Raw genomic sequence first — 24,488 nt, 5'->3', positions numbered from 1 at the left:
TAGAATGCATGAGTGGGGCACGAACGAACGAATCCGGGCCCCCGACCCGGACTCCCCACCGCCGGCCCAGCCCGAGTCACCAGCCCAGAAGGTTCGCCTCATGACCAACAGCCCGGACGAGACCGGTCGCGACGCCCCGGCGTCGGCCTCCGCGTCCCGCAGCGACGAGCCCACCACGACGTCGCAACGGGAGCGGCGTCGGCGGATCCTCGACGCCACGCTGGCCCTGGCCGCCAAGGGCGGGTACGAGGCCGTGCAGATGCGTGCGGTGGCAGAGAAGGCCGAGGTCGCGGTGGGCACGCTCTACCGCTACTTCCCCTCCAAGGTCCACCTCCTGGTCTCGGCCCTGGCCCGCGAGTTCCGTCGACTGGACCAGCGCACCGAACGCTCGGCCCCGCCCGGCGACACCGCCCAGGAGCGGATGAAGATCGTGGTGGAGATGATCACCAAGGCCATGCAGCGCGATCCCAACCTCACCGAGGCCATGACCCGGGCGTTCATGTTCGCCGACGCCTCCGTGGCCAACGAGGTCGAGGAGGTGGGCTACTACATGGACCGGATCATCGCCCGCGCCATGGCCCAGGGCGAGCCGGACGAGATCCAGCTCTCGATAGCCCGCGTGGTCTCCGACGTGTGGATGTCCAACCTCGTCTCCTGGCTCACCCGGCGCTCGACGGCCGCCGACGTCAGCAACCGCCTCGGCCTGACCATCGACCTGCTGCTCGGCACGGACGACTCGCCCCGGCGGGCCCGCCTGCACACCGCCATCGCGGAGGGCAACGGCGAGACCCCGGGAGACACCGCCGACGCGACGGCCTGACCGGAGCCCCGCGGCTGCGGGACGGGCCGGGGGCGGGTGCCGGGCGAAGATCGTCCGATCGGTGAAATTCTCCCCGCGCGCGTCACACACTGGCGTCATGGCAGCGCACCTGTCCCCCGTCCTCACCCAGGCCACGCCCGTCGTGGTGGACCACGCCCACGGCTCGTGGATCCACGGCACCGACGGCCGCGACTACCTCGACTTCACCACCGGCATCGGCGTGACCAGCACCGGGCACTGCCACCCGGACGTGGTGGCCGCCGCGCGGGAGCAGTGCGGGAGGATCATCCACGCGCAGTACACGACCGTCATGCACCAGCCGCTGCTCGAGCTCACCGCGAAGCTGGGCGAGCACCTGCCCGAGGGGCTGGACTCGGTGTTCTACGCCAACTCCGGCTCGGAGGCGGTCGAGGCCGCGGTGCGCCTGGCGCGCATGGCCACCGGCCGGCAGTACGTCGTCACCCTCCAGCGCGGGTTCCACGGCCGGACCGTCGCCGCGGCGAGCCTGACGACCGCCGGGACCCGGTTCTCCGCCGGGTTCGGCCCCCTCATGTCGGGGGTCGCGCAGACCCCGTACCCCGACGCGCTGCGCCTGGGCATGACCGAGGACGAGGCCGTCGACTTCGCGCTGGCCGAGTTCGATTTCCTCCTGGCCACGCGCATCAACCCGCGCGAGCTGGCGGCGATCCTGGTCGAGCCGGTGCTGGGCGACGGCGGCTACCAGGCCGTCCCGCAGCGCTACCTGCAGGGGCTGCGCGAGCGCGCCACCACCCACGGCGCGCTCCTCGTGCTGGACGAGGTCCAGGCCGGAATCGGCCGGACGGGCCGCTTCTGGGGGCACCAGCACACCGAGGGCCTGGTGCCGGACGTCATCATCACCGCGAAGGGCATCGCCTCCGGCTTCCCGATCTCCGCGATCGCCGCCCCCGAGGCGATCATGGCCAGGGCCTGGCCGGGCTCGCAGGGCGGCACCTACGGCGGCAACGCCGTCGCCGCGGCGGCAGGAGTGGCCACCCTCGGCGTGATCGAGCGCGAGTCTCTGGTGGCCAACGCGGCCGAGCGCGGGACGCAGCTCCTCGACGGGCTGCGGCGCAGCCTCGGCGGCGTGGCCGAGATCTGCGACATCCGCGGCACCGGGCTCATGCTGGGCGTCGAGTTCGGCGACCCCACCGCGCCCGCCGGCGGCCCCGGCGCGCTGGAGGCCGCGCGCCTGGCCGCGGGGGTTCAGCGGGCGTGCGTCGACGAGGACCTGCTCACCCTGACCTGTGGCCCCACCGGCTCGGTCGTGCGCATCATCCCCGCACTGGTGGTGACCGCCGACGAGGTGGACACCGGCGTCGAGCGCTTCGCCCGCGCCGTGCACCGGGTGTGCGACGGGGCGGCGTGACCCCGGCGGAGTCGCTGGTCCGCGCCCTCACCGCCGCGGGCCTGGACCCGGAGGCCGATCCCCGCCGGATAGCCGAGTACTCCTACGACGCCTCCAACTACCGGGTCGTCCCCGCCGCCGTCCTCTTCCCCCGGTCCGAGTCCGAGATCGCCGCCGCGCTCGCCGTGTGTCACCGCCTGGGCGTGCCCGCCACCGCGCGCGGCGGCGGTACGTCCATGGCCGGAAACGCGATCGGCACCGGCCTGGTGCTGGACCTGTCCCGGCACCTGGACCGGGTCCTGGCGGTGGACGAGGCCGCCGGGACCGTCACCGCCGAGGCCGGCACCGTGCTCACCTCGCTGCGTGCGGCGGTGCACGAGTCCACCGACTCGCGACTGACCTTCGCCCCCGACCCCTCCAGCCAGTCCCGGGCCTGCCTGGGCGGGGCGATCGGCAACGACGCCTGCGGAAACCACTCGGTGCGCCACGGGCGGACGGCCGACCACGTCGAGGCCCTCCGCCTGGTCACCGCCGACGGCCTGCGCCTCACCGCCACCCGGACCGGGATCGAGGCCACCGATCCGGCCGACGCCGCCGCCGCCGCGCGCGCCGGGCACCTCACCGCGCAGCTGCGCGACCTCGCCTCCGACCACCTGGCCGCGATCCGGACCGAGCTCGGGCGCCTTCCCCGCCAGGTCACCGGCTACCACCTCCGGCACCTGCTGCCCGAGGAGGGCTTCGACGTCGCCCGCTCGCTCGTCGGCTCGGAGGGCACCTGCGCGATCGTCGCCGCCGCGACCATGCGGATCGTCCCCCGCGCCGAGCGGACCGGGCTCCTGGTGGTGGGGTACGCCGACGTCGTGGACGCCGCCCGGGACGTCCCCGCGATCCTGCGGTACGGCCCCACGGCGGTCGAGGGGATCGACGAGGTGATCGTGGCGACCATGCGGGAGCGCCGCGGCGCGGACGCGGTCGCCGACCTGCCCGCCGGGCGGGCGTGGCTCTTCGTGGAGCTCGACGGCCCCGACGACCGGGTGGCCGAGCTGGGGGACGGGCTGGTCCGCGGCGGCCACGCGCTCGAGGCGCTCGTCGTGGCCGACCCCGCCGCCCGCGCCGACCTGTGGCGGGTGCGCGAGGACGGAGCCGGGCTCAGCTCGCGGCTCACCGACCCCGCCACCGGCGCGACCATCGAGTCATGGCCGGGCTGGGAGGACTCGGCGGTGCCGCCCGGGCGCCTGGCGGACTACCTCGCGGAGTTCCGGGACCTGCTCGGCCTGCACGGACTCACCGGCGTGATGTACGGGCACTTCGGCGCCGGCTGCATGCACATCCGCATCTCGTTCGACCTGCGCAGCGAGGACGGCCGGGCCGTGTTCCGCGCCTTCTGCACCGACGCCGCCCACCTCGCGGTGCGCCACGGGGGCTCGCTGTCCGGCGAGCACGGGGACGGCCGCGCCCGCTCCGAGCTCCTGCCGATCATGTACACGCCGGAGATGCTCGGCGCGTTCGAGCGCTTCGCCAGGGCCTGGGACCCGGCCGGGATCCTCGCTCCCGGCGGGATGACGGCCACCCGGCCCTTGGACGCCGACCTCGCGCTGGCCGGGGTCCCCGACCGCCGCGCCCCGCGCGACCTCGGCCTGCTCACGTCCCCGGACGGCGCCCACCCGGTCCAGGCCTGCATCGGGGTGGGCCGCTGCCGCACCTCCACCGGCGGCGTGATGTGCCCGTCCTTCCGCGCCACCGGCGACGAGAAGGACTCCACCCGCGGCCGCGCCCGCGTCCTCCAGGAGGTGGTCCGCGGCACGCTGCCGATCGACGACCCCGCGGTCGAGGACTCGCTCGCGCTGTGCCTGGCGTGCAGGGCGTGCTCCTCGGACTGCCCGACCGGCGTCGACATGGCCGCCTTCAAGTCCGAGGCCCTGCACCTCCGCTACAGGCGTCGAGTCCGCCCCCGGGCCCACTACTCCCTCGGCCTGCTCCCGCTGTGGCTGCGCGGGACCGCGCGGGCCGCCGGGCCCCTCAACGCCGCGCTCGGCACCCGGGCGGGCCGCGCCGCCGCGCGACTGGGCGGCATCACCGCGGAGCGCGCCCTGCCCCGCTTCACCTCCGCCCGCGCGCTGCGCGACGAGCTGGCCCGCGTGCCCGCCGGCGTGTGGACCGTCCGCGAACCGCCGCCGGGGCGGACCTCCGCCGAGGTCGTGCTGTTCCTCGACTCGTTCACCCGCGGGCTGCGGCCCGCCGTCGCCGGCGCCGCCGCCCGCGTCCTCGGCGGCGCGCACGCCTCGGTGGCCTGCAGCGCCGGCCACTGCTGCGGCCTGACCCACGTCACCACCGGCCGGCTGGACGCGGCCCGCCGCACCATGGGCCGGACCGCCCGGCACCTCGACGCCATCCGCGGGCCGGGCGGGCAGGAGGTCCCCGTCGTCGTCGTCGAACCCTCCTGCGCCGCCACCCTCCGCGAGGACCTCCCCCGGCTCCTGCGCGACAGTCCGGACGCGGCGGCCGCGCGCCGCGTGGCCGCCCGCGTCCGCTCCGCCGCCGACCACGTGGGCCGACTCGCCGCCGAGGGCCGCGCCCCCGCGTGGCCCGGCGGGCACGCCCCGGACCGGGTGACCGTCCAGACCCACTGCCACGAGTACGCGACCTTCGGCAACCGCGTCCAGCGCGCGACCCTCACCGCGCTGGGCGTGGGCTCGGTCCGCGAGGCCACCGGCTGCTGCGGCGTCGCCGGCGACTTCGGGTTCACCGCCGGCCACGAGGCCGTCACCGCCGCGATCGCCGAGCAGTCCCTGGCCCCCGCCCTGCGCGCCGACCCCGACGCGCCCGTCCTCACCGACGGGGTCTCGTGCGCCACCCAGGTCGAGCACCTGGGCCGCACCGGCCACCACCTGTTCGAGCTCCTCGACCCGGACCCCGCCCCGTCACCCGCCAGGAGGCACACATGACCCGAACCGCAGCCGACATCATCGCCGACCTCGGCACCGGCGTGCACATCGACGGCCGGTGGCGCGACGCCGCCTCGGGCGCCACGTTCGAGGTGCACAACCCGGCCACCGGGGAGGTCGTGGCGACCGTTGCCGACGGCGGACCCGACGACGCGGCCGCCGCGATCGAGGCCGCCGGGCGGACCCAGGCCTCGTGGGGAGCCGTCCCCGCGCGCGAGCGGGCCGAGATCCTGCGGCGAGCGTACGAGCTGCTCATCGAGCGCGCCGACGAGCTCGCGCTGATCATGACCACCGAGATGGGCAAGCCGCTGGCCGAGGCGCGCGGCGAGGTGGCCTACGGCGCCGAGTTCCTCCGCTGGTTCTCCGAGGAGGCCTGCCGCATCCGCGGCGACGCCCGCCGCTCCCCCGACGGCAACACCCGGCTGCTGGTGACCTCCGAGCCGGTGGGGCCGTGCATCCTCGTCACCCCGTGGAACTTCCCGCTGGCCATGGCCACCCGCAAGATCGGCCCCGCGGTCGCCGCCGGCTGCACGATGGTGTTCAAGCCCGCCGAGCTCACCCCGCTGACCTCGCTGTACCTGGTGGACCTGCTGCGCGAGGCCGGGCTTCCCGCCGGCGTCCTCAACGTGGTGTGCACGACCTCCCCCGGTGGCGTGGTGGAGCCGTGGATCGACTCGGGGATCGCCCGCAAGCTGTCCTTCACCGGGTCCACGCCGGTCGGCAGGATGCTGCTCGAGCAGTGCGCGCGCGGCGTCCTGCGGACCTCCATGGAGCTGGGCGGCAACGCCCCGTTCGTCGTGTGCTCGGACGCGGACCTCGACACCGCCGTCGGCGCCGCGATGGCCGCCAAGATGCGGAACATGGGCGAGGCCTGCACGTCGGCCAACCGGATCCTGGTCCACCGCTCCGTGATCGGCGAGTTCGGCCGGCGCCTGTCGGAGCGGATGGCCGCGCTCACCGTCGGCGACGGCGCCGTCGACGGGACCGACGTGGGACCGCTGGTCGAGGAGAAGGCCGTGGACAAGGTCGCGGACCTGGTCGACGACGCGGTGGCGCGCGGCGCCGAGGTGCTGTGCGGCGGCTCGCGCGGCGAGGGGCCCGGGTTCTTCTACCCGCCCACCGTGCTGACCGGGGTGTCCGCGGACGCCGAGCTGATGTCCACCGAGATCTTCGGGCCCGTCGCGGCGCTGGTCCCCTTCGACTCGGACGACGAGGCGGTGGCCCTGGCCAACGCCACCGAGTTCGGGCTGGTCTCCTACGTGATGACGGAGAACCTCGACCGCGCGCTGACGATGTCCGAGCGGCTGCAGGCCGGGATGGTCGGGATCAACGTCGGAGTGGTCTCCAACCCGGCGGCGCCGTTCGGCGGGATCAAGCAGTCGGGGCTGGGCCGCGAGGGCGGGCTGACGGGGATCGAGGAGTTCCTGGAGACCAAGCTCGTGGCGATCCCCGTCCGCTGACCGGCCCGCCGCCGGTTCACCCGGTGCGCAACCGGCCCGCCAGCCGGTGCCGTTCGCCCTCCGTGAGCCCGCCCCACACGCCGTACAGCTCGCGGTTGACCATCGCGTGGGTGCGGCACTCCGCGAGCACCGGGCACCGCTCGCACAGCTCCTTGGCGGCCGACTCCTTGCGCCGGCGCAGCCCCTTGGGCTCGTCCTCGGCGTTGTAGAACAGGTCCGGGACGTCCTGACACTCGCCCCGGTCGGCCCACGCCCACTGCTCGTCGATCCTGGTCGGTTCACTCCACTGCATGGTCCTCCCACCGTCCCCTCCAGCCTCGATCACCGGGCGGGCGCGCGGCACACCCCCAGGGGTGGGAGGGCCCGGGGATCGGGGTGACCTGGCACACGTCGCGGGCCACCTCACCCCACCGGGGCGGGCCGCCGCCTTCTACGCTTAGCGACATGACCACCGACCCCGGCCTCGCCCCGGCCCTGCGCCGCGCGGCGCAGGCCCCCATCCTCGTGATCGCGTGCGACTACGACGGCACCCTCGCGCCGTTCGTCGACGACCCCACCCGCGCCATCCCGGCCCCCGGCGCCATCGAGGCGCTGGTGCGCCTCGCCGGGCTGCCCCGCACCACGGTCGCCCTGCTGTCCGGCCGCAACCGCGCCGCGCTGGCCCGGGTGAGCGGCGCCGGGGCGCCGGTGGTCCTGGTGGGGAGCCACGGGTCGGAGTGGGAGGGCGGGTTCGCCACCCCCCTCGACGACGACGAGGTGGCGCTGCTCGCCCGGGTGGGTTCCCGACTCGGGGAGATCGCCTCGCGCACCCCCGGGGCGCACGTCGAATCCAAGCCCACGGCCGCCGTGCTGCACGTCCGCCCGGTCGAGGACCCCGCCCTGCGCGAGCGGGCGATGGCCGAGGCCATGGCCGGGCCCGCCGCGCTCGACGGCGTGTTTGTGACCGAGGGCAAGAACGTCGTGGAGATCGCGGTCCGCGAGGCGAGCAAGGGCGCGGCCATCGAGACGCTGGTCGAGCGGGCCGGGGCGGACCTCGCCGTGTTCATCGGCGACGACGTGACCGACGAGCGCGGCTTCGCCCGCCTGCGGGACGGGGACATCGGCATCAAGGTCGGCGACGGCCCGACCCTCGCGCGGCATCGCGTGGCCGACATCGACGCGGTGGTCGGCCTGCTCGGGGAGCTCGCCGAGCTGCGTTCCTGACACGCGGGGTTCCTGACACGCGGGCCACCCGGATTCGCCCCCGGGGGAGGCCGCCGCTCTACACTTAACGACAACGGTTCCCATTACTACGAGAGCGGTGCCCGATGTCGTCGTCCCCCCTCCCCCGCCCCCCTCGCCTGGCCAGGGTTGGCGCCCTCGCCGTGGCCGGCTTCGTCGGCGCGGCAGTCCTCACCGCCTGCGGGTCCACCGGCGGCGGCGGCTCCGCCTCGGACGGGCCGACCGTCGTGGCCTCCACCACCGTCTACGCCGACATCGCCCGGCGGGTGGCCGGCGGCAACGCGACCGTGGAGGCCGTGATCTCCGACCCGACCGCCGACCCCCACTCGTACGAGGCGAGCCCCGCCGACGCCGCCGCCGTCACCACCGCCGACCTGGTGGTCTACAACGGGGCGGGCTACGACGCCTTTGTCGACCGCGCGCTCGACACCGCCGGTGACGTCCCCGTGGTCCGCGCTGTGGACGAGTTCGCGGCCGCCACCGGCGCCACCGTGGCCGACCACGCCGGCGGGCACGCCGACGCCGACGGCGGGCACGCGGACGAGGCGGGGACCAACGAGCACGTGTGGTTCAGCCTGCCCACCGCCGCCGCGGTGGCCGAGCGGATCGCCGGGGAACTGGCGGGGATCGACCCCGGGCACGCCCAGGAGTACCGGGACAACGCCCGCGACTTCACCGACGCCCTGACCCCGCTCGAGGACCGCCTCGACCAGATCCACGACCGCGGGCGCTTCCGGTACGCCCAGACCGAGCGGGTCGCCGCCCACCTCTTCGACGCCGCCCACCTGGAGGACCTGACGCCCCGCGGGTTCCTGTCCTCGGTCGAGGACGACACGGACCCGTCCGCGGCCGACCTCGCCGCCATGCTCGACCTGGTGTCCGAGGGACGGGTCGCCTTCCTGGCGTTCAACACCCAGACCGTGACGCCCGTCACCTCCCGCGTCCGCGACGCGGCCGAGGAGGCCGACCTCGTCGTCGTCGATCTCACCGAGACCCTCCCCGAGGGCTCCGACTACGTCACCTGGATGACCGGCATCGTCGACTCCCTGTCCTCCGCCCTCGCCGGCGCGACCCCGGCGGCCGACGGTGGGCACTGATCCGGCGGGCACCGACCCGGTGGGCTCCCACGTCCGGGGCACGCCAGGGCCGGGGCCCGTCGTCTCGCTGGAGTCGGTGACGGTCTCGCGCGGGGGCCGCACCCTCGTCCGCGACCTCGACCTCGAGGTGGCGCCCGGCGAGTTCATCGCGATCCTCGGGCCCAACGGCGCGGGCAAGACCACCCTGCTCAAGGTGCTGCTCGGGGAGCTGGAACCCGACTCCGGCACCGTGCTCGTCGACGGCCGCGCCCCCGGGCACCGCGGCACCCACCTGGGGTACGTGCCCCAGCAGAAATCGTTCGACCCGGGCATCACCCTGCGCGGGCGGGACCTGGTGGGGCTCGGGATCGACGGCACGCGCGGGGGCCCGGGGTGGCCTTCCCGGCGCGGGGAGAAGCGGCGGGTCGCCCACGACGCGCTCGCCCGCCTCGGGGCCGGACCGCTGGCGGACAAGCCGCTCGGCCGCATGTCCGGCGGGGAGCAACAGCGCGTCCGGGTGGCCCAGGCCATCGCCTGCGACCCCTGCGTCATGCTCTGCGACGAACCCCTGCTCAGCCTGGACCTGACCGGCCAGCGGACCGTCGCCTCCGTGCTCGACCACCGGCGGCGGGATCACGGCACCGCCGTCCTGTTCGTCACCCACGAGATCAACCCGGTCCTGCCGATGGTCGACCGGATCGTCTATCTGGTCGACGGTCGCCACCGCATCGGCACCCCCGACGAGGTGTTCACCACCGAGGTCATGTCCGACCTCTACTCCTCCCCCGTCGAGGTGCTGCGGGTGCGCGGCCAGATCGTCGTGGTGGGCGACACCCAGCACCTCAGCGCCGAGCCCTGGACCACCGGCCACCACCACGACCACGGAGCGCACTGATGAACCGCCTTCTGGAGATCGTCGGATCGATCGCCGACACCGAGGTGACGGCGACCCTCCTGCGACAGGACTTCGTGCTGTACGGGCTGGCGGCGATCGCCCTGCTCGGGCTAATCGCGGGCGCGATCGGCCCGTTCATCGTGATGCGGCAGATGTCGTTCTCCGTGCACGGGGCCAGCGAGCTCGCCCTCACCGGCGCCGCCGCCGCGCTGCTCTTCGGGATGAACCTGGGCCTGGGCGCGATCCTCGGCTCAGTGGTGGCCGCCCTGATGTTCGGGCTGATGGGCTCCCGCGCCTCCCAACGCGACAGCTCGATCGGCGTGGTGCTGGCGTTCGGGCTCGGCCTGGCCGTGCTGTTCATCCACCTCTACCCCGGCCGGTCCGGCACCAGCTTCTCCCTGCTCACCGGGCAGATCGTGGGGGTGTCCGAACACGGCCTGGTGCAGATGGCGGTGGTCGCGGCGATCATCTGCGTCTCGCTGATCGCGCTCTACCGGCCGCTCGTGTTCTCCTCCGCGGACCCCGAGGTGGCCGAGGCCCGGGGGGTTCCGGTGCGGGCGATCAACATGGTCTTCGCGGTCCTGGTCGGACTGGCGGCCGCGCAGGCCGTGCAGGTGGTGGGCGCGCTGCTCGTGCTCTCGCTGCTCATCACCCCCGCCGCCGCGGCCGCCGCGGTGACCTCCAGCCCCGGCCGGGCGATCGCGCTGACCATCCTCTTCGCCGAGGTCGCGGCGGTCGGCGGGATGCTGCTCTCGCTCGCGCCCGGGGTGCCGGTCTCGGTGTTCGTCACCACCATCTCGTTCGTCATCTACCTGGCGTGCCGGGCGGTCGCGGCGGCGCGGCGCTGACCCGCCACGCCGCGGCCGGATACCCGTGGGCGGACGCGCATGACTACCGTCTGAGGCGTGCCCACCGACCGCGATGACCCCGCCGGACCCGAAGCCGGGGCGATCCGCGCCGCGTTCCCGACACTGACCTGGGAGTCGGCGCATCGCATCGACGAGGGCTGGGACCACGTGGTGCTGATGTGCCACGGGTGCGGCGGCGCCGACGCGCTCGGCCACCCCGACCTGGTGTTCCGCTTCCCCACCGACGAGCAGGCGCTGGCGCAGCTCCCCGCGGAGATCGCGGTCCTGGACCACGTGGCCGACCGGGTGGCGGCGTCGGTCCCGCGGTACACCCACGTGCCCGACGGCGCGGGGTTCGCCGGTTACCCCCTGGTCCGCGGGGACCGACTCACCCCCGAGTTGCTCCGCGGCCTGTCACCGACGGAGACGACGACCGTGGCCGCGCAACTCGGCGCGCTGCTGGCGGCGCTGCACGTCATGGACACCTCCTCGCCGCCACTGGATCGGGTTCCGCACTCCTATCAACCCGAGAACCTGGACTTCGTGCGCGGGATCGTCGAGAACGACCTCCCGGCGCGGTTCTCCGACGACGAGATGCGCGCGGCGCGCGGGATCTGCGACGAGGTCGCGGCGCTCCAGTCCACCCTGCTCCCGCGGGTGTTCCTGCACAACGACGTCCACACCCGCCACCTGCACTGGGACCACTCGCCGGGCGCGGGCCCGGGGAGGTTGGGGCTCATCGACTTCACCGACATGTGCCTCGGCGACCCGGCCGTCGACTTCGCCGAACTGTACGAGTACGGGCCCCGGTTCGTCGACCGGGTCCTCGCGCACTACGTCGGCAGGATCGACCCGACCTTCCTCGACCGGGCGTGGACCTACCAGCGGTTCGCCGGCCTCTACGCGATCACCGGGCACCTGTACTACGGCGAGGAGACGTGGGACCACGCGCGGGCGACGTTCGACCGCTGCCGGTCGGCCCGCCGCCCGCGGGCCTGAGCCCGGGCCTCCCCCGGCCCGCCGGCGTGCGCTGGCCCTTCGGGGCTTGCGCTGGCTCTTCGGCTTGCGCTGGCTCTTCGGCTTGCGCTGGCTCTTGGGACCAGCCCGCCAGCGCCACCCCACGGAATCCGTGCACACCCGCAGCGCGGGTCAAAGGGGCAGCGCAAGTCCGGCAAGGGGGCAGCGCAAGTCCGGTCATAGGGGCAGCGCAAGTCGGGAGGAGGGGGCCGGGCGCGGCCGACGGCTAACCGAGGGCCCGCCGCTGGCGCGAGAACTCCGAGAGCACCACACCGGCCGCGACGGAGGCGTTGAGACTCTCCACGCCGCCGGAGATCGGGATCGACAGGATCGTGTCGCAATTCTCGCGCACCAGCCGGGACAGCCCCTTGCCCTCGGAGCCCACCACCACGACCGTGGGGCCGGTGCCGTCGTAGTGGTCCAGGGTGGTGTCCCCGTCGGCGTCGAGGCCCACGAGCTGCACCCCGGCCTTGGCCCAGTCGAGCAGCGTGCGGTTGAGATTGGTGGCCCGGGCCACCGGCAGCCGCGCGGCGGCACCGGCGGAGGCCCGCCACGCCACCGCCGTGATGGACGCGCTGCGGCGCTCGGGGATGAGGACGCCGTGTCCGCCGAACGCGGCGGTCGACCGGATCACCGCCCCGAGGTTGCGGGTGTCCGTGATGTTGTCCAGGGCCACGAGCAGCGCGGGCCGCGACGACCCCATGGCCATGTCGAGCAGGTCCTTGGGGTCCGTGTACTGGTACGGCGGCACCTGGAGCCCGATCCCCTGGTGCATGCCGTTCGAGACCATGCGGTCGAGATCGGTGCGCGGCACCTCGAGGATCGAGATCCCCTTGTCCGCGGCCAGGTGGACGGCCTCGGTCAGCCGCTCGTCGGCCTCCGACCCGATCGCCACGTACAGCGCGGTCGCCGGCACGCCGGCCCGGAGGCATTCCACCACCGGGTTGCGGCCCACCACGTACTCGGGCCCGTCGGCCTGCTTCTCCGCGTAGCGGCGGCGCTGCTGCGTGGTCTCCGCCTTGCGCGAGGCGGCCTTGGCCTTGCGGTGGGCCGAATGGTAGGTCCGGTCCTCCGCCTTGGGGGTGGCACCGCGCGCCTCGAGTCCCCGCCGTCGCTGGCCGCCGGACCCGACGACCTGGCCCTTCTTGGTGCCGGATTTGCGGATCGCCCCGCGTCGGCTCGAATTGCCCGCCATGTCAGTCCTTCCGGTTGGCGAGCGACCACTTCTGGCCGTCCGCGGTATCGGCCACCTCGATGCCGGCGGCGACCAGGCGGTCCCGGATGGCATCTGAGGTGGCGAAGTCCTTGGTCGAGCGCGCGGTGTCGCGCGCCTCGAGTTCTGCGCGCACGAGCAGGTCGAGCGCGGTCATCGCGGCGTCGTCCCCGCCGCCGGTGGCCCAGTGGGGGTCGAGCGGGTCCACGCCCAGCACCGCGGCCATCGCCCGGACGGCCGACGCGGCGGCGAGCGCCGCCTCGAGGTCCCCGGACGCCAGGGCGGTGTTGCCCGCGCGCACCGAGCCGTGGATCTCCGCCAGGGCGGCGGGGACCCCGAGGTCGTCGTCCATCGCGGCGGCGAAGCCGGGGGTCCACGTCCCCACCGGCACCTCCGCACCCGCCTCGCCCACCCGCCGCACGAACGCCTCGATCCGCCGGTACCCGGCGGCGGCCTCCTGCAGCGCTTCCGGCGAGTACTCCAGCATCGACCGGTAGTGGGCGCTGCCGAGGTAGTAGCGCAGCTCGACCGGCCGGACGGAGGTGAGGATGTTGGGAACGCTGAGCACGTTGCCCAGCGATTTGCTCATCTTCTCGCCGGCCATGGTGACCCAGCCGTTGTGGAGCCAGTATCTGGCGAAGCGGTCGCCGGCGGCGTGGGACTGCGCCGCCTCGTTCTCATGGTGCGGGAACTGCAGGTCCAGTCCGCCCCCGTGGATGTCGAACGTCCCGCCGAGATACCAGGTGGCCATGGCCGAGCACTCGAGGTGCCAGCCGGGCCGGCCGTCGCCCCACGGCGTGGGCCAGCTCGGCTCGCCGGGCTTGGCGGCCTTCCACAGGGCGAAGTCGCGCGGATCGCGCTTGCCGCGCAGGTCCACGCCCTCCCCCTGGTCCACCTCGTCCAGCCGGTGGCCGGACAGGTGACCGTAGTCGCCCTCGGGCGCCGCGGACCACGCCGCCACGTCGAAGTACACGCTGCCCTCGGCGGGGTAGGCGAAGCCGCGCTCGATGAGCCGCTCCATGTAGTCGATCATCTGGGTGACGTGTCCGGTCGCCCGCGGTTCGGTGGACGGCGGCAGCACGCCGAGGGCGTCGTAGGCCCGGGTGAACTCGCGCTCGTGGGTGGCGACCCACTCCCACCACGGCCGCCCGTTCTCGGCGGCCTTGGTGAGGATCTTGTCGTCGATGTCGGTGACGTTGCGCACGAACGCCACGTCGTAGCCGCGTCCGAGCAGCCAGCGGCGCAGGACGTCAAAGGCGACGCCGGAGCGGACGTGCCCGATGTGCGGGACCGACTGCGGGGTGGCCCCGCACAGGTAGACGGACGCGTGCCCCTCCCGGACAGGGCTGAACTCCCGGAGGGAGCGGGTGGCGGTGTCGTACAGATGGAGCGTCACGGATGCCGAGTCTACCGGTACCGGCCGGTCAGGCCCGGTACACCAGGGCCGTCGCCACCGCGGAGACCCCTTCGCCGCGGCCGGTGAAGCCCATGCCGTCGGTCGTGGTGGCCGAGACGGAGACCGGGGCCCCGAGGATCTCGGACAGCGTCCGCTCGGCCTCGGCCCGACGAGGCCCCATCTTGGGGCGGTTGCCCACCATCTGCACGGCGGCATTGCCGACCGCCCACCCGTGGGCGGCGAGTTCGGCCACGGCCTCGCGGAGCAGGCGCTCCCCCGAGACGTCGTCGTACTCGCTGCGGCCCGTGCCGACCAGCGACCCGAGGTCGCCGAGACCCGCCGCGGACAGGAGCGCGTCGACCAGCGAGTGGGCCACCACGTCCCCGTCGGAGTGCCCCTCGCAGCCGTGGTCGTCCGGGAAGTGCAGGCCCGCCATCATGCACCGCTTCCCGGGTTGCACCTGGTGGGCGTCGGTGCCGATGCCCACGCGGGGGACGACTGGTCCGGTCACGGATCCTCCTGGGTCGGTCGACGGGTCGGTCGCCAGCTCGGTCAGCGCGCGGTCGTGGTCCGCGGCCGTGGTGATCTTGAACGCCAGCGGGTGCCCGTCGACCGTCGCGACCCGCCGCCCGAGCCGCTCGACCAGCCCGGCGTCGTCGGTGGCCACGTCCCCGGCCGCGTCGTAGGCGGCCAGGAGCACGGCGGGCGCGAAACCCTGCGGCGTCTGGACGGCCCGCAGCGCCGCGCGATCCGGCGTGCCCACCACGTGCCCGGCGGGGTCGACCTCCTTGACGGTGTCGACCACGGGGAGCACGGGAACCACCGCGGGCTCGCCCGACCGGACGGCCCCGACCACGCGCCGGATCGGAGCGGCCGGGGTGAGGCACCGCGCCGCGTCGTGCACCAGGAGCACGTCGTAGACCGCCGCGTCCGATCCCCCGCGGGTCGCGGCCAGCGCCGCGAGCCCGTTGCGGACCGAGTCGGTGCGTTCCGCCCCGCCCGTGGTGACGACGACGAGGTGGTCCCCCGACCGCAACGGGGCCAGCACCCGCTCCGCCTCCGGGACGCGGTCGTCGGGGACCACCGCCACGACGTCGTCCACGACCCCGGAGTCCAGCAGACCGGCGACGGCCCGCTCGAGCATGGTGCGGCCGTCCACCTCGACGAAGGCCTTGGGGATGCCCGCGCCCAACCGGACCCCCGACCCCGCCGCGGGAACGACGGCGGCCACCCTGCCCGGTGGGGCTGGGTGGCCACTGACGTCGTGCTGCGTCACTCGGCGAATCGCGTCAGGCCGGTGCGGCCGCGGAGGCCAGGACCTGCTCGAGGAGGTCGTCCGCGCGGTGCTCGTCCGCCCGGTCGGCCAGGGCGAGCTCGCCCACCAGGACCTGGCGGGCCTTGGCGAGCATGCGCTTCTCGCCGGCGGACAGGCCGCGGTCGAGATCGCGCCGCCAGAGGTCGCGGACGACCTCCGCGACCTTGTTCACGTCGCCCGACGCCAACTTCTCGCCGTTCGCCTTGTACCGGCGGGACCAGTTGGTGGGCTCCTCCGCGTGCTCGGTGCGCAGGACCTCGAAGACCTTGTCGAGCCCCGCCTCGTCGACCACGTCGCGAACGCCCACGTACTCGGCGTTCTCGGCCGGGACCCGGACCGTGAGATCGCCCTGTGAAACCTTGAGGACGAGGTATTCCTTCTCGGTGCCCTTGACCGTCCGCATTTCGATCGCCTGGATTTGCGCGGCGCCGTGATGCGGGTAGACGACAGTGTCGCCGACCTTGAACTCCATGAGTGGCTTTCCCCTTTCGACTGCGCCATCTTAGCACGCCCTCAGCCCAGCGGTTTTCTGTTTGCGCAGGTCAGCAACCTGCGAGGCCGGGGCGGGAAATCCGGGGGGAGTCAGGAGTCCACTCCGGCGCCGGTCAGGACCGGCGGTGGACTACGATGAGACCGGCCTGAGAACGACCATCCCCACGAGGAGCCTGACGTGACTTCACCCAACACCGGCCTGCGCCGCACCGCGCTCGTAGTCCTGGCCGTGGGCGCCGCCCTCGGCGCGTCGGCGTGCAGTGCCGGCCAGGTCTCCCAGACGGCCGGCCAGGTCGCCGCGGTGGACGGCGGACGCGGCACCGCGGGGGATCTCACGGTCAACGACCTCGTGGTGGTCGTCCCCGAGTCGGGCGAGGCCCGGCTGGGCTTCGCGGCCTCCTTCACCGGCTCCGGCCTCGGCGACTCCGTCTCGCTCGACCGGGTCGAGATCGGCGGGGTCGAGGCCCGGGTCGGCCAGTCCGAGCCGCTCCAGCGCGGGTGCTCCCTGATCGTGTCCGCGGCCGCGGACGCGACCCCGGTGCCCCGCACGGACGACATCTGCGTCGAGCGGACCACCGCCACCCTGCCCGCCGGCGACGATCTCAACGTGGGCAACTCGCTCCCCGCCACCCTGACCTTCTCCAACGGCGACCGGATCGAGGCCCGAGCCGGTGTGATCGCCGAGGTCCCGGCCAGCGACGAGTACACCCGTCCGGTCGAGACCCACGCCGAGGGACACTGAGACGTCCGCCCTCTCCGCCCGCGCGGCTGACGGATCACCCGTCGACGCCGCCCTGCGCGCCGTCCTCAGACGACTCGCCCCGGGCACGCCGCTCCGTGACGCACTGGACCGTATCCGCCGCAGCGGGACGGGCGGCCTCGTCGTGCTCGGGGACGATCCGTCCGTCCAGGCCATCTGCGACGGCGGCGTGGCACTGGACGTCGAGTTCACCCCCGCCCGGCTCCGCGAACTGAGCAAGATGGACGGCGCCGTGGTCCTGTCCACGGACGGTCGACGCATCACCCACGCCAACGTCCACCTGGTGCCCGATCCCACCCTGCCCGCGGTGGAGACCGGGACTCGGCACCGCGCGGCCGAAAGAACGGCCCTGCACACCGGGGTCCCGGCGATCGCGGTCTCCGCCTCCATGACCACCGTCACCGTCTACGCGGGCGGACAGGCCCGCGTCCTCGCCGACCCGGTCGTGTTGCTGGCCCGCGCCGACCAGACCGTCGCGACCATGGAGCGCCACGGTGCCCGCACCGCCCGCGCCCGCGCCCGACTCGACCGCGCGGAGATCGGCGGCTACGCCTCCGTCCGTGACGTGGTGACCATGGCCCAGCGGCTGGTCCGGCTCGGGCGGATGGGAACCGAGCTCACCGAGCTGACCGTGGAGATGGGCGAGTACGGACGGCAGACCACTCTCCAGCTCGAGGAGCTGCTGGCGGACACCCCGGACGAGCTGTGGGGCCTCGTCGCCGACCACCTGGCCCTGGACCCCTCGGACACCGCCGGGGTTCCCACCTCCGACCAGGTGGCCCTCGGGCTCGAGCGCCTGGCCGCGCTGACCGACGCCGACCTGCTGCTCCCCGGCCCGGTCGCGCGCTGCCTGGGCCTGCCCGCGGAGCCCGAGGACCTCGACGAGCACGTCACCTCGCGCGGGTACCGCATGCTCGCGCACATCCCCAGGCTCAGGCCGGTGCAGATCACCGCGCTGGTCGAGCGGTTCGGCTCGGTCCCGGCGCTGCTGGCCGCGGAGCAGACCGACTTCGCGGACGTGGAGGGCGTGGGATCCCTGTGGGCGCGACACGTGCGCCAGTGGCTCACCAGCCTCGGGTCGGGCTAGCCGGACCGGGCCGGGCGGGACCGATCAGGGGCGCTCGATCACGTTGAAGGTCGCGGCCGGGCTGAAGACGTTCCCGACCAGCGCGTACACCTGGTAGGCGCCCACCTCGACCGGCGTGCGATCCGCCTCGGCACACGCGCCCTCGGCGGAGCGGCGGCCGGTCCAGTCGATCTGGCGGGGCTCCGGCACGCCGGGGCGCAACTCGACCTCGTCCTGGTCCCGGGGGGTGGTGCAGTCGATGCTCGACCACACCTTGACGTTGGTGTCGAGGCGGTAGACCTCGAAGGACAGCGGCGCCTCCGCCAGGTCCCTGTCGCAGGTCGTGTCCGAGTTGTTGAGGATGTTGGCGTAGATGCGGACGTCCTCGCCCACGGGCACGTTGGGTTCGGCCGACCAGACCGACAGGCTCAGGTCCCCGTCCGCGCACCGGCCCCGCGAGGCCCCGCCGTCCTCGGGGGCGGAGGTCCGGTCGGTGGTGGTCTCCGAGGTCCCGGCGGCCGCGGACGAGTCGACGTCGCCGCCCCCCGCCGTCTCCTGGGTGTCGGTGCCGGTGTCCCTCGAGGCCAGGAACAGTGCCAGCACCACGGCCACAGCGGCGACGGCCGCGATCGCCACGGCGGCGACGCGGCGACGCACATAGACTTCGCGAGGTAGGGAGCCCTTGGGTTCGTGCACGGGGCCACTCTAGGGCCGGGGCCGCGCCGGGTCGGGGCCCCCTCGCGGCGTGTCCCCCGACCAGGCCCCCTTCCCGTGCGCGGACGCTAGACGGCGACCATCTCCTCGCCCGGGCCGTGCGGGGTGTCGTGGACGTCGCCCACCACGCTGCGCAGGTACGCGTGCCCGTCCGAGAGCTTGTACGTCACCCCGACGATGGCCAGCCGGCCGTCCTCGATCCGCTCGCTGATGATCTTGGACCGCTGCTCCAGCAGCTCGCCGGTCTCCAGCACGTGGCGCGCCTCGTAGTCGTCGATGCTGCTGAGTCCCTCGCGTCGGCCGTTGAGGATCGACGGCGACACCTTCTCCACCACGTCGCGCAGGAACCCCGGCGGGATCTCGCCGGTGTTCAACGCGTCGACGGTGGCCTTGACCGCGCCGCAGCTGTCGTGACCGAGCACCACGATGAGCGGCGTGTCCAGCACGTGGACCGCGTACTCGATCGACCCGAGCACGGCCGTGTCGATGATGTGGCCGGCGGTGCGGATGACGAAGAGGTCGCCGAGCCCCTGGTCGAAGATGATCTCGGCCGCCACTCGCGAGTCCGAACACCCGAAGAGGACGGCCTTGGGGTGCTGCGCGGCGACGAGCTGCGCCCGACGCTCGGTATTCTGGCTCGGATGACGCATCTCGCCACCGACGAATCGATGGTTCCCGTCCCGGAGCGAGGTCCACGCACTGATGGGGTTGGTATGAGGCATGGCTCATATTGTGCACACCCCACCCCGGCGGCCCCAAGGTGACCTCCGTCGACACACCCGCTCTGCTCTCCTGGTTCGACCGGGCGGGCCGGTCCCTGCCGTGGCGCGGGGACGAGGTCGGCCCCTGGGAGATCCTGCTCTGCGAGGTCATGAGCCAACAGACCCCGGTCGCCCGGGTGGAGCCGGTCTGGCGGGCGTGGCTCGAGCGCCGGCCCGGCCCCGCCGATCTCGCCGCGGCCGCCCCGGCCGACGTGATCCGCATGTGGGGCAAGCTCGGCTACCCCCGCCGCGCGCTCCGGCTGCAGGAGTGCGCCCTCGTCGTCGTCGACCGGCACGACGGCCGGGTACCCACCGACGTCGACGCCCTCCTCTCCCTCCCCGGCGTGGGCGACTACACCGCGCGCGCCGTGGCCTGCTTCGCATACGGACAACGCGTCCCCGTGGTGGACACCAACGTGCGGCGGGTGGTCGCGCGCGCGGTGCACGGCGCCGCCGAGGCCGGGCCGCCGTCGACCCGCCGCGACCTCGAGACGGTCGCCGCTCTCCTGCCCGCCGAACGCGGACGGGCCGTGGCCTTCTCCGTGGCGGTGATGGAGCTGGGCGCGCTGGTGTGCACCGCGCGGGTCCCGCGCTGCGACGACTGCCCCCTTGCCTCCACGTGCGCGTGGGTGGCCGCCGGGAAGCCCGAGTGGGACGGCCCGCGGCGCAGGGCCCAGGCGTTCGCCGGCACCGACAGGCAGGTCCGGGGGCTGCTGCTCGACGTCCTGCGCGACGGCGACGGCACGGCCACCCCCGGCCGACTCGACGCGGTGTGGCCCGACGCCGCCCAGCGCGGTCGGGCCCTGGAGTCGCTGCTGACCGACGGACTCGTGGTGCGGGACGGGGGCGACTACTCGCTGCCCCGAGGGTAGGTTGACCGCCATGGCCATCGTGAAGATCAATGCCCTGTCCGTCCCGCCGCAGGCCGGCGCCGAGCTCGAGCGCCGCTTTGCCGAGCGCGCGCACACCGTGGAGAACTCCCCCGGGTTCCTCGGGTTCCAGCTCCTGCGTCCCACCGCGGGCGAGACCCGCTATTTCGTGGTGACCACCTGGGAGGACGAGGAGTCCTTCGCCGCCTGGCGCGACGGCGACGCCCGCTCGGCCCACGCCGGGCAGCACGGCAAGCCCGTCGCCGAGGGCGCCACCATGCTGGAGTTCGACGTGGTGCTGGACGTCACGCGCCCCGCCTGACCCGCCCGCTACCGCGCGGGAACCGGGCCGACCACCGGCGCGAGCACGTCCTGGTAGCGGTCGTCCACCAGCGCCGCGACGTCCACGGGGTCGATCTGCCCGTCCTCGGTGAAGACGTCGGCGAGTTCCTGCTCCGGCCCGATCGTGTCCGCGAGCGCGACGGGCCGGCGGGTGCTGCGGCTCTGGGACAACTCGGCCGCCGCGGGCGCCAGTCCCACGGCCTCGCCGTAGTAGGCCGCCCACTCCGCGGGGTGCTCCGCCGTCCAGGTCCCCGCCTCGGCGAGCCGGACCAGGAAGTCGGCGATCGCCGTCTGCCGCCGGGCGTCCGCGAGCGCGTCGTCCGAGGCGAGCCCGAACCAGAACCCGTTGGACGCCTCGGCCGCCGTCGCGATGGTCCGGACGTCGGTGGTGGTCTCGGCGATGGCGGTGTACGGGTCCCAGATGGCCCAGGCGTCCGCGTCACCGCGGGAGAACGCGGAACCGGCCTCGGCGGGCTGGAGGAATATCAGCTCGACGGACTCCGGGTCGACGCCGGCCCTGCGGAGCTGGAGCAGCAGGTGCCCGTGGGCCGAGGTGCCCTTGGCCACCAGCACCTTCCGGCCGGCCAGGTCGGCCACCGACCGGACCGGGGAATCCCCGGCGACGAGGATCCTGTCGCCCTCCCCGCCGTTGGCGTACGCGGAGACGATCGACACCCGCGCGCCGGCGGCGGCGCCGAAGACCGGCGGGGTGTTCCCCGTCACCGCGACGTCGATCTGCCCGGCGTTGAGCGCCTCCACCTGCGGCGGACCGGAGGTGAAGGTGGAGAACTCCACCCTGTACGGCAGGTCGTCGAGCGTGCCGGCCGCGGTGAGTATCGCCTGGGTCCCGCCCTTCTGGTCCCCCACCTTCAGCACGAGATCGGACAGGCCCGCCGGATCGACCCGCTCCGGTACGGGGGCCTCGACCCTGGACTCGCGGGTGGCGCAGCCGGACCCGACGAGCAGGGCGACGAGCGCCAGGGCGAACAGCCCCGCGACGGTGGTGGATCGCGGGGTGGTGGTCGTCATATCGCGTAGTCCTCATCTGTGTGGTCGACGCCCAGAGCGTCGAGCAGGGAACGGTGGTGGTGGGGGCTCCGGTCCCCGCCGCGGGGCCGGTCGATGGTCTCGGTGTGGGCGACCACGCCGTGGTCCAGGACCAGCACGCGGTCGGCCAGGGCCACCGCCTCGTCCACGTCGTGCGTCACCAGCAGGACCCCGAAGCCGTGGTGCTCCCACAGCCGCAGCAGCAGCCGGTGCATGGCGCGCCGGGTGAGCGCGTCGAGCGCGCCGAACGGCTCGTCGAGGAGCAGCAGCGCGGGCTCGGCGACGAGCGCCCGGGCGAGCGAGGTCCGCTGGGCCTGGCCCCCGGAGAGTTCCCCGGGGTACGCGGACTCGCGGCCGTCCAGGCCCACCTCGGCGAGGATCCCGGTCACGCGGGTGGTCTTCTCGACCCGGCCGACGTCGACCCGGTTCAGCCCGTGCCGCACGTTCTCCGCGACGGTCCGCCAGGGCAGCAGCCGCGAATCCTGGAACACCACCGCCGGAGCGCCGTCGATGAGGACGGTCCCCTCGTCGTGGTCCCGGTCCAGGCCCGCGAGGATCCGCAGGGCCGTGGACTTCCCGCTGCCGCTGCGCCCGAGCAGCGCGGTGATCTCCCCGCGGGGGATCTCCAGGTCGAGTCGGCGCAGGACGGTGGTGTCGCCGAAGCGACGGGTCACTCCCCGCAGCGCGCCCGCGGGGGCGAGGGTGGTGGTCATTCTCGGTACCTCCTGGGATTCGGTGGTCAGCGGTAGTGGCGCAGGGCCCGGGCCTCGGCGAGGCGGACGACGGCGTCCGTGGCGATCCCCAGGAGCGCGTAGACGATCAGGCCGACGAGGATCACGTCGATCCGGAAGTAGTCGCGGGCGTTCATGATGAGGTAGCCGATCCCGTTGGTGGCGTTGAGCTGCTCGGCCACGATCAGCGTGAGCCAGCCGATCGCGAGCGACTGCCGGACGCCCACCAGGACCTGCGGCGCGATCGACGGCAGGATCACCTCGGTCAGCCGCTGGCGGCGGCCGAACCCGAACACCGTCGCCATGTCGCGGAGCTTCGGGTCGACCTGCCGCAGGCCGGAGGCGGTGTTGAGGTAGATCGGGAAGATCACGCCCAGGGCGATGAGCAGGACCTTGGGGGTCTCACCGATGCCGAACCACAGGATGAACAGCGGGATCAGCCCCAGGTGCGGCAGGGCGCGGATCATCTGCAGGGGCGGATCGACGAGCGCGTCGGCGATCCGCGACGAGCCCACGACCACGCCCAGGACGAGCCCCGCGACGGCGCCGAGGACGAACCCCTGGGCCACCCGGATGCTCGAGACGGCCAACGCCCGGCCGAGCTCTCCGGACTCGATGAGCTCCAGCGCGGACCCGGCGATGAGCTGCGGGGCGGGAAGGACCCGTTCGGGCAGGACCCCGGTGGCGCCCGCGATCTGCCACAGCACGAGCAACGCGATCGGACTGAGCCAGCGCAGCCAGGCGGTCCGGCCGCGGCGGCGGCTGCGGCGTCGGCCCACCTCGCCCGGCGCGGGTGCGGTGGCGTCGGTCTCCGTAGTGGACGTGGTGGACGCGGGATCCGTGCCGGTCTGAGCCGGGGATTCCAGAACAATGGTCATGAGGCGTCTCCTGGAGTTCTCACCCGCCCACGAAGGCGGGCTCCCTGGGCTGGGTGTCGGCTGATGCGGTGTCGGCGGGACCCGCGAACGGCACGGACACGATCTCCTCCCGGGCCCCACCCGGAGTCCGGAGTCCGCGGCGGGCGAGGACGGGCAGGACCCCCTCGCCGAAGGTGAACGCCTCCTCCAGGTGCGGGTATCCGGACAGGACGAAGTGGGTGAGCCCCAGGTCCGCGTACTCCGCGATCCGGTCGGCGACCTCCTCGTGCGATCCCACGAGTGCCGTGCCCGCCCCGCCGCGGACCAGCCCGACGCCGGCCCACAGGTTGGGCGCGATCTCCAGCGAGTCCGCCCGGCCGCCGTGCAGGTCGAGCATCCGCCGCTGCCCCTCCGACTCGCTCGCGGCCAGCGACCGCTGGACGCGCTCGACGTCGGCGGGATCGACGCCGGCCAGCAGTCGCTCGGCTTCGGCCCAGGCCTGCTCGGAGGTGTCCCGGGCGATCACGTGGAGCCGGATGCCGTAGTCCAGGGTGCGGCCGTTCCCGGCGGCCGCCGCGCGGACACGATCGAGCTTCTCCGCCACCGCCGCGGGCGGCTCCCCCCAGGTGAGGTAGGTGTCGGCGTGGCGGGCGGCCACCCTGATCCCCGCGGCGGAGGATCCGCCGAAGAAGATCGGCGGGACCGGGTCGGGCCGACGGGCCAGGACCGAGTCCACGACGGCGAGGTGCTCCCCGTGGAAGGACAGGGGCTCCGGCGAGGTCCACAGTCCACGCACCACCTCCAGGAATTCGTCGGCGCGGGCGTAGCGGCCCTCCTTGTCGAGGAAGTCGCCGTAGGCACGCTGCTCACGGGATTCCCCGCCGGTCACCACGTTGAGCGCCAGCCGACCGTGGGACTGCCACTGGAAGGTGGCGGCCATCTGCGCGGCGAGGGTGGGGCTCATGAGCCCCGGACGCAGCGCGACGAGGAACTTGATCCGCTCGCCGGCGTCGGCGAGCAGGGCCGCGGTGATCAGCGCGTCCTCGCACCAGGCGCCGGTCGGGGTGAGCAGCGACTCGAACCCGTTGTGCTCGGCGGCGGCCACGATCTGCCGGAGGTAGGGCAGCGTCGCGGGCCGATCCCCGGACATGAAGGTGCCGTGTCCCCCGGCCACGAGGTTGCGCGAGTCCCCGTAGGTGGGCAGGAACCAGTGGAAGCGCAGGCCGCGGGGAGCGGCGGACTGGGGTGTCTGGTCGGTGGTCACTGAGGACTCCTCG

At 74.0% G+C, this 24,488-nt stretch carries 24 protein-coding genes and 1 pseudogene; 13 read left to right on the top strand and 12 right to left on the bottom strand.

Features of this window, described 5'->3' with window-relative positions; genetic code table 11:
- Positions 1–100: 100 nt before the first annotated feature.
- The 4 genes from kstR (at position 101) to Q0444_RS13535 (ending at position 6,591) form a co-directional block, all read left to right on the top strand.
- Positions 101–820: a cholesterol catabolism transcriptional regulator KstR gene (gene kstR, locus Q0444_RS13550; RefSeq protein ID WP_291082524.1), complete on the top strand. Its 720-nt coding sequence runs from the start codon at positions 101–103 to the stop codon at positions 818–820.
- Positions 821–917: 97 nt separating this feature from the next.
- Complete coding sequence (locus Q0444_RS13545; protein ID WP_291082521.1) at positions 918–2,207, top strand: aspartate aminotransferase family protein; 1,290 nt, start codon at positions 918–920, stop codon at positions 2,205–2,207.
- On the top strand, positions 2,204–5,131 hold the full coding sequence (locus Q0444_RS13540) for an FAD-binding and (Fe-S)-binding domain-containing protein (RefSeq protein WP_299023447.1): 2,928 nt from the start codon (positions 2,204–2,206) through the stop codon (positions 5,129–5,131). The genes Q0444_RS13545 and Q0444_RS13540 overlap by 4 nt, the downstream gene beginning before the upstream one ends.
- Positions 5,128–6,591 carry an NAD-dependent succinate-semialdehyde dehydrogenase gene (locus Q0444_RS13535; protein WP_299023446.1) on the top strand — a complete coding sequence of 488 codons (1,464 nt, stop codon included), beginning with the start codon at positions 5,128–5,130 and terminating at the stop codon, positions 6,589–6,591. The genes Q0444_RS13540 and Q0444_RS13535 overlap by 4 nt, the downstream gene beginning before the upstream one ends.
- A gap of 16 nt (positions 6,592–6,607) precedes the next feature.
- Here Q0444_RS13535 and Q0444_RS13530 read toward each other — a convergent pair whose 3' ends face one another.
- Positions 6,608–6,883: a WhiB family transcriptional regulator gene (locus Q0444_RS13530; protein WP_291086001.1), complete on the bottom strand. Its 276-nt coding sequence runs from the start codon at positions 6,881–6,883 to the stop codon at positions 6,608–6,610.
- 152 nt (positions 6,884–7,035) lie between these two features.
- On the opposite strand from Q0444_RS13530, the gene otsB reads away from it, so the two are divergent.
- The 5 genes from otsB (at position 7,036) to Q0444_RS13505 (ending at position 11,630) form a co-directional block, all read left to right on the top strand.
- A complete protein-coding gene (gene otsB / locus Q0444_RS13525) occupies positions 7,036–7,794 on the top strand; it encodes a trehalose-phosphatase (RefSeq protein ID WP_291086005.1) in 759 nt (252 codons plus the stop codon).
- 104 nt (positions 7,795–7,898) lie between these two features.
- Positions 7,899–8,909 carry a metal ABC transporter solute-binding protein, Zn/Mn family gene (locus tag Q0444_RS13520; protein WP_299023445.1) on the top strand — a complete coding sequence of 337 codons (1,011 nt, stop codon included), beginning with the start codon at positions 7,899–7,901 and terminating at the stop codon, positions 8,907–8,909.
- 67 nt (positions 8,910–8,976) lie between these two features.
- Entirely contained in the window at positions 8,977–9,783 is an 807-nt protein-coding gene (locus tag Q0444_RS13515; RefSeq protein WP_299023451.1) for a metal ABC transporter ATP-binding protein, read from the top strand.
- The gene (locus Q0444_RS13510) at positions 9,783–10,631 is read left to right on the top strand and encodes a metal ABC transporter permease (protein WP_291086010.1); all 849 of its coding nucleotides are present in this window, start codon (positions 9,783–9,785) and stop codon (positions 10,629–10,631) included. The genes Q0444_RS13515 and Q0444_RS13510 overlap by 1 nt, the downstream gene beginning before the upstream one ends.
- A 57-nt stretch (positions 10,632–10,688) precedes the next feature.
- On the top strand, positions 10,689–11,630 hold the full coding sequence (locus Q0444_RS13505; RefSeq protein WP_291086013.1) for an aminoglycoside phosphotransferase family protein: 942 nt from the start codon (positions 10,689–10,691) through the stop codon (positions 11,628–11,630).
- Positions 11,631–11,874: 244 nt separating this feature from the next.
- On the opposite strand, the gene rlmB is transcribed toward Q0444_RS13505, so the two are convergent.
- From rlmB to Q0444_RS13480, 5 genes and pseudogenes are all read right to left on the bottom strand, one after another.
- On the bottom strand, positions 11,875–12,843 hold the full coding sequence (gene rlmB, locus Q0444_RS13500; protein ID WP_291086016.1) for a 23S rRNA (guanosine(2251)-2'-O)-methyltransferase RlmB: 969 nt from the start codon (positions 12,841–12,843) through the stop codon (positions 11,875–11,877).
- A 1-nt stretch (position 12,844) separates the two neighbouring features.
- On the bottom strand, positions 12,845–14,257 hold the full coding sequence (cysS, locus tag Q0444_RS13495; protein WP_291086019.1) for a cysteine--tRNA ligase: 1,413 nt from the start codon (positions 14,255–14,257) through the stop codon (positions 12,845–12,847).
- Between the two features lie 28 nt (positions 14,258–14,285).
- Positions 14,286–14,768, bottom strand: coding sequence for a 2-C-methyl-D-erythritol 2,4-cyclodiphosphate synthase (ispF, locus tag Q0444_RS13490; RefSeq protein ID WP_291086185.1), 483 nt, complete (start codon positions 14,766–14,768; stop codon positions 14,286–14,288).
- A 57-nt stretch (positions 14,769–14,825) separates the two neighbouring features.
- A pseudogene (gene ispD / locus Q0444_RS13485) lies at positions 14,826–15,533 on the bottom strand (2-C-methyl-D-erythritol 4-phosphate cytidylyltransferase); the annotation flags it as partial.
- A gap of 13 nt (positions 15,534–15,546) precedes the next feature.
- On the bottom strand, positions 15,547–16,044 hold the full coding sequence (locus Q0444_RS13480; RefSeq protein WP_291086022.1) for a CarD family transcriptional regulator: 498 nt from the start codon (positions 16,042–16,044) through the stop codon (positions 15,547–15,549).
- 198 nt (positions 16,045–16,242) lie between these two features.
- Between Q0444_RS13480 and Q0444_RS13475 the strand changes: the two genes are divergently transcribed.
- Positions 16,243–16,806, top strand: coding sequence for a hypothetical protein (locus Q0444_RS13475; RefSeq protein WP_291086025.1), 564 nt, complete (start codon positions 16,243–16,245; stop codon positions 16,804–16,806).
- Between the two features lie 52 nt (positions 16,807–16,858).
- On the top strand, positions 16,859–17,911 hold the full coding sequence (disA, locus tag Q0444_RS13470) for a DNA integrity scanning diadenylate cyclase DisA (RefSeq protein ID WP_291086188.1): 1,053 nt from the start codon (positions 16,859–16,861) through the stop codon (positions 17,909–17,911).
- A gap of 24 nt (positions 17,912–17,935) precedes the next feature.
- Here disA and Q0444_RS13465 read toward each other — a convergent pair whose 3' ends face one another.
- A complete protein-coding gene (locus Q0444_RS13465; RefSeq protein ID WP_291086028.1) occupies positions 17,936–18,586 on the bottom strand; it encodes a hypothetical protein in 651 nt (216 codons plus the stop codon).
- Positions 18,587–18,672: 86 nt separating this feature from the next.
- Entirely contained in the window at positions 18,673–19,326 is a 654-nt protein-coding gene (locus Q0444_RS13460) for a carbonic anhydrase (protein ID WP_291086030.1), read from the bottom strand.
- Between the two features lie 38 nt (positions 19,327–19,364).
- Here Q0444_RS13460 and Q0444_RS13455 point away from each other — a divergent pair, with 38 nt between their 5' ends.
- Both Q0444_RS13455 and Q0444_RS13450 read left to right on the top strand, forming a co-directional pair.
- Positions 19,365–20,237 (top strand): A/G-specific adenine glycosylase, encoded by an 873-nt coding sequence (locus tag Q0444_RS13455; RefSeq protein ID WP_299023444.1) that lies wholly within the window; start codon positions 19,365–19,367, stop codon positions 20,235–20,237.
- 10 nt (positions 20,238–20,247) lie between these two features.
- Positions 20,248–20,556 carry an antibiotic biosynthesis monooxygenase gene (locus Q0444_RS13450; RefSeq protein WP_291086036.1) on the top strand — a complete coding sequence of 103 codons (309 nt, stop codon included), beginning with the start codon at positions 20,248–20,250 and terminating at the stop codon, positions 20,554–20,556.
- A gap of 8 nt (positions 20,557–20,564) precedes the next feature.
- Here the strand turns inward: Q0444_RS13450 and Q0444_RS13445 are convergent, their stop codons facing one another.
- Genes Q0444_RS13445 through Q0444_RS13430 form a run of 4 tightly spaced genes read right to left on the bottom strand, consistent with a single transcriptional unit; the run spans position 20,565 to position 24,475 of the window.
- Positions 20,565–21,605, bottom strand: a complete 1,041-nt coding sequence (locus tag Q0444_RS13445; RefSeq protein WP_291086039.1) for an ABC transporter substrate-binding protein — start codon at positions 21,603–21,605, stop codon at positions 20,565–20,567.
- Positions 21,602–22,336, bottom strand: a complete 735-nt coding sequence (locus Q0444_RS13440; RefSeq protein ID WP_291086042.1) for an ABC transporter ATP-binding protein — start codon at positions 22,334–22,336, stop codon at positions 21,602–21,604. Before Q0444_RS13440 ends, Q0444_RS13445 begins: the two co-directional genes overlap by 4 nt.
- Positions 22,337–22,362: 26 nt before the next feature.
- Positions 22,363–23,232, bottom strand: a complete 870-nt coding sequence (locus tag Q0444_RS13435; RefSeq protein WP_291086045.1) for an ABC transporter permease — start codon at positions 23,230–23,232, stop codon at positions 22,363–22,365.
- Positions 23,233–23,251: 19 nt separating this feature from the next.
- Positions 23,252–24,475 (bottom strand): LLM class flavin-dependent oxidoreductase, encoded by a 1,224-nt coding sequence (locus Q0444_RS13430; protein ID WP_299023443.1) that lies wholly within the window; start codon positions 24,473–24,475, stop codon positions 23,252–23,254.
- Positions 24,476–24,488 lie beyond the last annotated feature (13 nt).

Origin of the sequence: uncultured Dietzia sp., assembly GCF_937873725.1 — a bacterium.
GTDB lineage: Bacteria > Actinomycetota > Actinomycetes > Mycobacteriales > Mycobacteriaceae > Dietzia.
Note: the sequence above shows the minus strand (reverse complement) of the source record. Positions and strands in the feature narration are given on the sequence as shown.

Bases quoted from the DNA above. Each gene is read 5' to 3' on its own strand.
- kstR (WP_291082524.1), top strand. From the start codon at position 101: ATGACCAACAGCCCGGACGAGACCGGTCGCGACGCCCCGGCGTCGGCC.
- Q0444_RS13545 (WP_291082521.1), top strand. From the start codon at position 918: ATGGCAGCGCACCTGTCCCCCGTCCTCACCCAGGCCACGCCCGTCGTG.
- Q0444_RS13535 (WP_299023446.1), top strand. From the start codon at position 5,128: ATGACCCGAACCGCAGCCGACATCATCGCCGACCTCGGCACCGGCGTG.
- Q0444_RS13530 (WP_291086001.1), bottom strand. From the start codon at position 6,883: ATGCAGTGGAGTGAACCGACCAGGATCGACGAGCAGTGGGCGTGGGCC.
- otsB (WP_291086005.1), top strand. From the start codon at position 7,036: ATGACCACCGACCCCGGCCTCGCCCCGGCCCTGCGCCGCGCGGCGCAG.
- Q0444_RS13520 (WP_299023445.1), top strand. From the start codon at position 7,899: ATGTCGTCGTCCCCCCTCCCCCGCCCCCCTCGCCTGGCCAGGGTTGGC.
- Q0444_RS13510 (WP_291086010.1), top strand. From the start codon at position 9,783: ATGAACCGCCTTCTGGAGATCGTCGGATCGATCGCCGACACCGAGGTG.
- rlmB (WP_291086016.1), bottom strand. From the start codon at position 12,843: ATGGCGGGCAATTCGAGCCGACGCGGGGCGATCCGCAAATCCGGCACC.
- Q0444_RS13480 (WP_291086022.1), bottom strand. From the start codon at position 16,044: ATGGAGTTCAAGGTCGGCGACACTGTCGTCTACCCGCATCACGGCGCC.
- Q0444_RS13460 (WP_291086030.1), bottom strand. From the start codon at position 19,326: ATGCCTCATACCAACCCCATCAGTGCGTGGACCTCGCTCCGGGACGGG.
- Q0444_RS13450 (WP_291086036.1), top strand. From the start codon at position 20,248: ATGGCCATCGTGAAGATCAATGCCCTGTCCGTCCCGCCGCAGGCCGGC.
- Q0444_RS13445 (WP_291086039.1), bottom strand. From the start codon at position 21,605: ATGACGACCACCACCCCGCGATCCACCACCGTCGCGGGGCTGTTCGCC.
- Q0444_RS13440 (WP_291086042.1), bottom strand. From the start codon at position 22,336: ATGACCACCACCCTCGCCCCCGCGGGCGCGCTGCGGGGAGTGACCCGT.
- Q0444_RS13435 (WP_291086045.1), bottom strand. From the start codon at position 23,232: ATGACCATTGTTCTGGAATCCCCGGCTCAGACCGGCACGGATCCCGCG.